This is a genomic window from Pelosinus baikalensis, assembly GCF_020819555.1.
Lineage (GTDB): Bacteria > Bacillota > Negativicutes > DSM-13327 > DSM-13327 > Pelosinus > Pelosinus baikalensis.
On record NZ_JAJHJB010000081.1, the window covers coordinates 1 to 7,757 of the forward strand.

The window sequence follows — 7,757 nt, forward strand, 5'->3', positions numbered from 1 at the left end:
CGATCCTCTAAGGGATTACAGGCATAAGCCTAAATTGCCATATAGTGATTAAATGCGTAAATAGGAATGGCCGCTCTAAAAGAGCAGCCAGACTTAGAAGATAGACCTATATAGAAAAGGAGGTTTATTACATAATATGATTGCTTTTAAAATATGTGAAGGAAAATAGAAATTTGGGGCGGCGTAAGTATAAAAAAACGCCCTCCAACGGAGAGCCAAGAGAGAAATATGGAGAGATTATGCGACTAGGTCGCTAACAATAGTATGCCCCATAAGTAGGGGTTATATACATGAGAGAGTGAGGGAGGGGGATTGAATAAGGGCAAATTAAAATGGCTGCTCTAAAAAGAACAGCCAAACATTTGTGAGCGTCACGTAAGAGGTGCCATACAATTTACATATAGTCCACCTATGGGATGTGTAATCAATCTGGTAAATGGCGGGGTAAAAAATATTAAAATAATAATTACTCTTTCACTTTGAAAAAGTCATATTTTATATAAGCATATACTGCTACGACAAACAATATACCTCCTAAAATTAGATATATAGGTTGCTCTTCCATTTAGATACCTCCAATTTTTATAATTATTGCTTTCTCTCATTCTTAAGGGAATACCTGGTCGATCTTCCCAATTACGATCGAAATCGTGGTATCACCTCCTAATTCACATAGAAGCTAAGCCCTATACATAATATGTCATATGGTAAATAAGGGTGATAAATCCATTATCAATTATTATTAGATTTGGAGAGGGTATAGAAAAATAGCCCTCTAAAGGAGAGCTAAAATAATCGGTCAAGCTGATATAGTTTGTTCATGAACTTCTGATACTTGAATGATAGAAGATCGTAAAAAATAGAAACTGGCGATGGTAGTAATACACGAGTCCATACAGTAAATCATCATTTATAACTTTATGAAATAATGCCATCCAAGCAAAACGCAGAACTGCTGGCAGCTATGAGGCATGAAAAAAGACTTCACTTTGCATATGACAGTCTAGATATTATATAAGAAGTCGCAAGAGGAATTGAATTATTAAGATCTGCTGGTATATTGATCCAGTACCAGCAACGGGAAAACGGCGATTATGGGAGTGGGAGGGAATCAATGACACTAAGTAATGATCTTATACAACAGATTAAAAAGGCGAAAGACCAGCTAGATTGCCTCAAGTTTGAGAACGTAGATTTTATCATACAAAACGGTGAAGTCACCCGAGTCGATATAGGCAGAGTATTCGTCTGGAGAAAAAAGAATAATTGGCTGACCGACGAAAGGAAGACGACACTACCTGGTATTGCTAGGAGTGTCGGCATTTTATATTTGTGGGGGTAGAGGATATGGATAAGGAACAAATTATTAAGCTAGCAGCTGAAGCGGCCGTAAGCGCGGCTATGAATTACCTTGCACAGCAGAGGCTGAAGGAAAAGAAATCACGTCATGATAAACGGCTGAGGAATACGAAGTTATTGCTGGATAACTACAGCTTACTGCAAGATCATTGCGTCCAAAATGTCATAATGAGAGTGAGAAAGATTGGCATAAATGCCCTAAGTGTGATCATGACTTGCATGATGAATGCGAGTGTCCTAAATGTCACAAAGATTGTCATAAGTGCCCATGGTGTGATCATGATTTCCATCATGACTGTAAGTGTCATCAATGTAATCATGACTGCTGTTGATATTATTGTTGTTAGGCGTCCTTTTAGGGCGCTTTTCTTTATGCACAAAAAGAAACCACGTCTTGGTGGAAACGTGGTTTGCAAGAAGAAACGGTTTGGCGGATTAGTTTAGAAAAATTAACAACCAGAGGAACAATCGTTATTATCGAAGCAGAAAAGTAACAAGATAATAATTATAATAATAATGCAGCCGGAACCGCCGAAGCCATTGCGACCGCCTCCAAAACCTAAACCCATAAGTATTCCTCCTTTATCGTCAATTAATATATTGTATGATAGCTAAACAGAAAAGGTGAGTATCATGTAAAGATAAACGTTCGCCGGATGAAATATAGATTGATAGCTGTTGCTAATTTTACGTAGAAATTACCTTTGGAATACCTTTAGAAAAGAATATTTTTTGAATTTATAATAAACCTTAGTAAAAGCCTGCATTGCGGGCCTTTCTTTATATGAAAAATGAGATGATACAGTGAAATGCTATACAGACTGCGCTTACAACCAAGATAGGTCATAAAGTACCAAATGGCAAACGTAAAAAAAAACTCTTGACCTTCAATTACGTATTTAGTGGGAAGGCCTAGGGCATTTAAACTTGCAATTATATAATAAAAATAATGATTCAAAACTTATTGAGTTATTTAATAAAGAATTTTCATATAGACTCTACGATCGTATTGAAAAGTATAGGATACTCGCCAAAAAGTAGACATTCGAAAAGAACAAACATGGAAAACAGTACGTGTCATATACGAAGAATACAGGCAGTTTTTTATTTCTCAAGTAAAATTAAATAAATCAGAACGAGATATTTTCTTTAAAAATGAAATACAGTTATTTCATTTTGATTTATTTGATAATGAGGATATGGCGATGAGCAGAACTACAATACTAAACATTAATTTGTGGATATATGGAGATAAAAACCTCATAGATAATCTTTCTATGCAAGATTTTTCCTTATAGTGGATCATCTAACCATAATAGACATGGTAAAGTCCATATGTACTTTACCATGTCTATAATCCAGTAGGTTGATATCCCTGGGGAGCAAAATTGCTTCATAAATCAAAATGTGATAGTGTTCGGTATTTTGTTCATAGGCTTCCTAGCTATGCTCAAAATAATGTAAGGATGTGACTTTGATTTACATGTATTGGTACCATGTAATGGAAAAAGTCTTAATGGGTATAGAATATATATTATGACTCAAGTAACGGTTTTTCTACTCGTTCAAGTATAAGCAATCACTGATTAAAAGGAAGCCACAGACTATCCATTAGAGGAGTAGTACTGTGACTTTTTTGTACTCATATTTTTACATATTGTTGCAAAATATGGGCATTTTCTCAGAGATTAGCAGGTGAAATTGGTTTTTACTAGTAAATAATAATGAGAGCTTTTGGATTTGTATACCATTTATGATAAGCGAATATGAGGTTTGCTTCTTAGCTTAAATAGGAGCGTCCATATGTCATAATGTTTCGTAAGGTTTCGGTTTTACACTTCTACGAAATACATAAAGGAGGATAACTAGTTGGATGTACCATGTTATTTTGGGCCAAAATTAACTGGAGGTGCCCACAGTTCTGCAGGGTTTGCCTATCAAGATCTTTGCGGACTCATTTGTTTATTCGAAAGCCTAAATCGAGATGAAGAAGTTCTTAGTATCAGTATGGAAACGATTAATGACTTTGCTATCCATCATCGCCATCAGACTGTAACTTCGCAGGTAAAAAAACAGACTTTAACAATTCCTTTCATTAAGCAATTGTTGTAACAAACATATCCAGTTAATAAGCACACTATTATGATAGTTGCTTCTCACTTTAGGAAGACCTGGATCAGTTGATTAAGAAACGTGATCAATTCAGATATGCTATCTCTTCAGATTTAGATGAAAGTTGGAAAAAATTTATCATTCAAGATTTTCAAAACGAGTTAATCAAGTATAATATGGATGGGCTTGGAGACCTCTTTATCAAAAGCGAATTTCGAATGATCCCTGAACGTACGGTGGATGACGTTCTTTTAGCAACCTTATGGAAATGGATCGAGAAACAGCGATTAGCAATTAATATTCCACAATTACTAGATAGTTTGAAATCAAAAATGCAGTTTCTTCGTTGTGAGCGGGGATCTCTGAACTTGGATGAAATAAATCAATTAGTTCGCGCTCAATCCACTGAATCTATAACTACTCAGATTATTAAAGAAGTATACCTGCATTTTAGCAATCCTTCTCAAATCTTATCAGTACTTGGAGAAATAAAAGAAGACATCCTGTTGCGGAGTTTTGCGAGGGAATTAGGGAGCTGAATTATGATGTGATTGGTGAGAGTGAAGTGTGGGTTGGGTTAGAGATTGTTGTTAATCGTTGGGAGTGATATTATTCCACAAAAAGAAAAGCTCGAAAGCTTTTTTGTGAATAGTATCTAAAAAGTTATCTCGGCCAACAGCCTTGTCTAGGCCAACAATATCGTCTTGGGTAACAATGGCGACGAGGAGAACAGGTAAATCCGAAGCCTAAGCCTAAACCTAGGGCTAAACCTAAGCCGAAAAGTGCTTGGCGCTCACCTTCTGATCTGTTTTCCCAATCTTCAATTTGAGGATCTTCCCAATTGCGATAGTCCATTTTTATTGATCACCTCCTAGATTACCAATGAAGACCCCTTCTATACATAATATGATCTATGGTAAATAAAGGTGATTAATCTGTTATTTAGAACTGCTTATTAAAAGTGCGGTGTAACCAGTTTGGATGGTAGGAGAGAGGTTATATTGGGGAGGGCGGGATAGATTATTTCGATAACTTTTCTAATTGAAAAATTTTATGGTACAGGTAAAATAACGCAAATAATATCCAATCAGCTGTATATGAGTGCCAAAACGTCCATCCGTTATAATGAGCCATGTGTCCCGTTTTCACATGGATATATTCTATACCAATCGCCAAGGCAGTCCAAGCAAACCAATAATAAAACATATTAAAGTATGACTGCTTTTTAGGAAGCCATTGGATAAAGAGATAGGTAACAACAACATAGACATCAAAATCGTCCATGAATTCCCTTAATATTTCTGGCTCACTTCCGTAATACTCCCAATAAGGTATATACGATTCGACAATTTGATCTGTAATCAAACCTAACGCCGATGCAAAAACACAAACAGGGACCATTTCTTTCCAGCGTGATCTATCTGCAAAAAGTAGCCAACAAGCCCATGATATTAAAAAACGGGTATAAAAAAAGTCCATATGATTGCTCCTTAAAAGGAATGTCATTAGATATTATTAGGATCAAGTCTTTTAATTATGCTAAATAGATAAATGAAGGGCGGGATAACATGAAAGCAATAACTATATTACAGCCGTGGGCGAGTCTAGTCGCCTGCGGTGCAAAGCATATAGAGACAAGATCATGGGCAACGAAGTACCGGGGACCATTGGCAATTCATGCAGGGAAGCAATGGCCGGATATCGTCAAAGAGCAAAATAGGCAACTGCCAGAGTCAATCCATAAAGCGCTATGCTGGAAAGGTGGATTTAGTAAGTTTGCTGACTTGCCTTTAGGCTCTGTGATTGCAGTTGCAGATTTAGTCGACTGCATAAAAGTCTCTGGCAGAGTATCACTAAAAATAATTGGTGAAAGGACAGAGTATGCTGCTCTAGAAAATGGCATGAAGATTGAGGGGCATGAGTTTGACTTTGGCGATTTTACATATGGTCGTTATGCCTGGATGCTCGCTAACGTCCGACAGATTGATCCAGTGCCAGCAAAGGGGAAACAGCGACTATGGGAGTGGGAGGGACCTAATGACCTTAACTAAAGAAATCATAGCTCAGATAAAGAAAGTGCAGCACCAGCTAGATTCCCTCAAGTTTGGGAATGTAGATTTTATCATACAAAACGGTGAACACCCGAGTCGAGAGTATTCGTCCGGAGAAAAAAGAATAATTGGCTGACCGACGAACGGAAGCCGACACTGCCAGGGATTACTAGGAGTGTCGGCATTTTATATTTTATGAGTGGGGTGGGAACATGCAAGTGAAAAGAATAAAACCATGGGAAACGTTAATAGGAAAAATACTTGTAAAATATTATCATAAGCAGTCTAGATTAGAGCAACTGCGAGGTATTGAGGTCATTCTACTAGGTGATATCCGTGAGATGGAAGAAACCATAAAATGTATGATGGACACCCCAAAAATGACAGCCAAATATGGTTATTCACCAGGAGGCGGTAGTGGGTGCAGTGATCCCTTAGCTTCTATGATAGAAAGGTTGGAGATTACCACACAGAAAGCACAGCAGCTTCTGCCAGATAAATATAAGAGATTAATTAGCATTAGATACCGAATTCATGAAATACGAGAATGGATGGCACCATTTGACATAGCTTTTAACCGATTGACTGAAGAGGAAAAGCGTATTTTAGAAATGAAATATTCATGGCGTAGGTCAAATCGTAGCATAGCAGACATGTTTCATTGTACTGAAAAACGTATAAGGTCTATTCATTATAAAGTTATAAAATATGTCACTATTTGCTTCCAAAAACAAAGTGGACGCAAAATGGACGCACATGGGGCTGGTTTTTATGATAGGATAGTAGTGTAAGTAAATATAACGAACTCCAAATCGCTTACAAATGTAGGCAGTTCTTTTTTTGATCAAATATTTGGAGCCATTTCACTAAATTTACATATTATATATAGAATAATGTGAAAAAGAGGTGGAAAAATGAATAGCTTTGAATCCGATCATGATTGTAAGTGCCACATTGAGATACATCACCAATGTCCAAAATGTCATCATGAGTGTGAGAAAGATTGGCATAAATGCCCTAAGTGTGATCATGACTTTCATCATGACTGTGATTGGCATGATGAATGTGAGTGTCCTAAATGTCATAACAAATGTCACAAAGATTGTCATAAGTGTCCTTGGTGTGATCACGATTTTCATCATGACTGTAAGTGTCATCAATGTAATCATGACTGCTGTTGATATTATCGTTGTCAAGCGTCCTTTTAGGGCGCTTTTCTTATGCAAAAAAAATAACCACGTTTTGGTGGAAACGTGGTTGCAAGAGTATACGGTTTGGCGGGTTAGTTTAAAAAATTAACAATCAGAGGAACAATCGTTATTATCGAAGCAGAAAAATAATAAGATGATAATTATAATAATAATGCAGCCGGAACCACCGAAGCCATTACGACCGCCTCCAAAACCAAAACCCATAAGTATTCCTCCTTTATCGCCAATTAATATATTGTATGATAGTTAAATAGAGAGGTGAGTATCATGAAAAATAAATATTGGATGAGAGCCTGCATTGCAGGCTTTTTTTATGCAAAAATTGAGGTGATACTGTGAAATGCTATACAGACTGTGCATACAATCAAGGCCATGAATGCACGCGCGATACAACTCACTTGATACAGGCTAAATGTAAAGATAGGACTGTTTTAAGATTTGAGACCAAAGAGAACAAGTATACATTGCTAAAAACCCTTGACTTTAAAGGCGTAGTAAGTGATTAATACAACAACGCTAAAACGAAAAGGGGATAAAGCAGATGGATAGAAGAGTTAAAGATTTAATGGGGCATATGATGTATGGCATCTTCGATAGTATAAATAATGCTGATATTATAACTAAAGACGGTGGTTTTATTGTGAAGCTTTCTGATGGAAGTGAATACCAAGTAGATATTAAAAAGAGTAAATAAAAAGGGAGAATGTATGAGTGAATTTACTGTATCTGGCGTGCCAGTGCATTGCGCTTATAATGATTTGGCCGACATAACAACACTGATTCCAAACCCACGTAATCCAAACCAACATCCGCAAAAACAAATTGAATTATTAGCTAAGATCATAAAGAGCCAGGGCTGGCGTGCACCAATAACGGTGTCCACTCGCTCTGGTTTTGTCGTACGCGGCCATGGACGGCTTCTGGCGGCTCAATTTTTAGGCGTGGGACAAATACCTGTCGATCGGCAAGATTATGCAACAGAGGCCGAAGAATGGGCCGATCTGATTGCTGATAACCGAATTGC

General features: G+C 37.1%; 11 protein-coding genes. 9 read left to right on the forward strand and 2 right to left on the reverse strand.

Going from position 1 to position 7,757, the window contains the following annotated elements:
* The first annotated feature begins 1,114 nt into the window (after positions 1–1,114).
* From LMF89_RS24660 to LMF89_RS24675, 4 genes are all read left to right on the forward strand, one after another.
* Positions 1,115–1,342 carry a hypothetical protein gene (locus LMF89_RS24660; protein ID WP_229537462.1) on the forward strand — a complete coding sequence of 76 codons (228 nt, stop codon included), beginning with the start codon at positions 1,115–1,117 and terminating at the stop codon, positions 1,340–1,342.
* A gap of 5 nt (positions 1,343–1,347) precedes the next feature.
* Positions 1,348–1,803: a hypothetical protein gene (locus tag LMF89_RS24665; protein WP_229537463.1), complete on the forward strand. Its 456-nt coding sequence runs from the start codon at positions 1,348–1,350 to the stop codon at positions 1,801–1,803.
* A 1,425-nt stretch (positions 1,804–3,228) separates the two neighbouring features.
* The gene (locus LMF89_RS24670) at positions 3,229–3,471 is read left to right on the forward strand and encodes a dsDNA nuclease domain-containing protein (protein WP_229537464.1); all 243 of its coding nucleotides are present in this window, start codon (positions 3,229–3,231) and stop codon (positions 3,469–3,471) included.
* Between the two features lie 68 nt (positions 3,472–3,539).
* A complete protein-coding gene (locus LMF89_RS24675; protein ID WP_229537465.1) occupies positions 3,540–4,010 on the forward strand; it encodes a hypothetical protein in 471 nt (156 codons plus the stop codon).
* Positions 4,011–4,134: 124 nt separating this feature from the next.
* On the opposite strand, the gene LMF89_RS24680 is transcribed toward LMF89_RS24675, so the two are convergent.
* Together LMF89_RS24680 and LMF89_RS24685 are read right to left on the reverse strand one after the other, a co-directional pair.
* Positions 4,135–4,326 carry a hypothetical protein gene (locus tag LMF89_RS24680; RefSeq protein WP_007957465.1) on the reverse strand — a complete coding sequence of 64 codons (192 nt, stop codon included), beginning with the start codon at positions 4,324–4,326 and terminating at the stop codon, positions 4,135–4,137.
* A gap of 165 nt (positions 4,327–4,491) precedes the next feature.
* Complete coding sequence (locus LMF89_RS24685) at positions 4,492–4,950, reverse strand: CBO0543 family protein (RefSeq protein ID WP_229537466.1); 459 nt, start codon at positions 4,948–4,950, stop codon at positions 4,492–4,494.
* A gap of 89 nt (positions 4,951–5,039) precedes the next feature.
* Between LMF89_RS24685 and LMF89_RS24690 the strand changes: the two genes are divergently transcribed.
* The 5 genes from LMF89_RS24690 to LMF89_RS24710 all read left to right on the forward strand — a co-directional run.
* Positions 5,040–5,522 (forward strand): ASCH domain-containing protein, encoded by a 483-nt coding sequence (locus tag LMF89_RS24690; protein ID WP_229537467.1) that lies wholly within the window; start codon positions 5,040–5,042, stop codon positions 5,520–5,522.
* Between the two features lie 218 nt (positions 5,523–5,740).
* Entirely contained in the window at positions 5,741–6,313 is a 573-nt protein-coding gene (locus LMF89_RS24695) for an RNA polymerase sigma factor sigma-70 region 4 domain-containing protein (protein WP_229537468.1), read from the forward strand.
* A gap of 133 nt (positions 6,314–6,446) precedes the next feature.
* The gene (locus tag LMF89_RS24700; RefSeq protein ID WP_229537469.1) at positions 6,447–6,821 is read left to right on the forward strand and encodes a hypothetical protein; all 375 of its coding nucleotides are present in this window, start codon (positions 6,447–6,449) and stop codon (positions 6,819–6,821) included.
* 453 nt (positions 6,822–7,274) lie between these two features.
* A complete protein-coding gene (locus LMF89_RS24705; RefSeq protein WP_229537470.1) occupies positions 7,275–7,427 on the forward strand; it encodes a hypothetical protein in 153 nt (50 codons plus the stop codon).
* 13 nt (positions 7,428–7,440) lie between these two features.
* Positions 7,441–7,757 (forward strand): ParB/Srx family N-terminal domain-containing protein (locus LMF89_RS24710; RefSeq protein ID WP_229537471.1); only part of this gene is annotated, 317 nt, incomplete at its 3' end.

Coding starts and splice junctions, on each gene's coding strand:
- LMF89_RS24660 (WP_229537462.1), top strand. CDS start 1,115: ATGACACTAAGTAATGATCTTATACAACAGATTAAAAAGGCGAAAGAC.
- LMF89_RS24665 (WP_229537463.1), top strand. CDS start 1,348: ATGGATAAGGAACAAATTATTAAGCTAGCAGCTGAAGCGGCCGTAAGC.
- LMF89_RS24680 (WP_007957465.1), bottom strand. CDS start 4,326: ATGGACTATCGCAATTGGGAAGATCCTCAAATTGAAGATTGGGAAAAC.
- LMF89_RS24685 (WP_229537466.1), bottom strand. CDS start 4,950: ATGGACTTTTTTTATACCCGTTTTTTAATATCATGGGCTTGTTGGCTA.
- LMF89_RS24690 (WP_229537467.1), top strand. CDS start 5,040: ATGAAAGCAATAACTATATTACAGCCGTGGGCGAGTCTAGTCGCCTGC.
- LMF89_RS24705 (WP_229537470.1), top strand. CDS start 7,275: ATGGATAGAAGAGTTAAAGATTTAATGGGGCATATGATGTATGGCATC.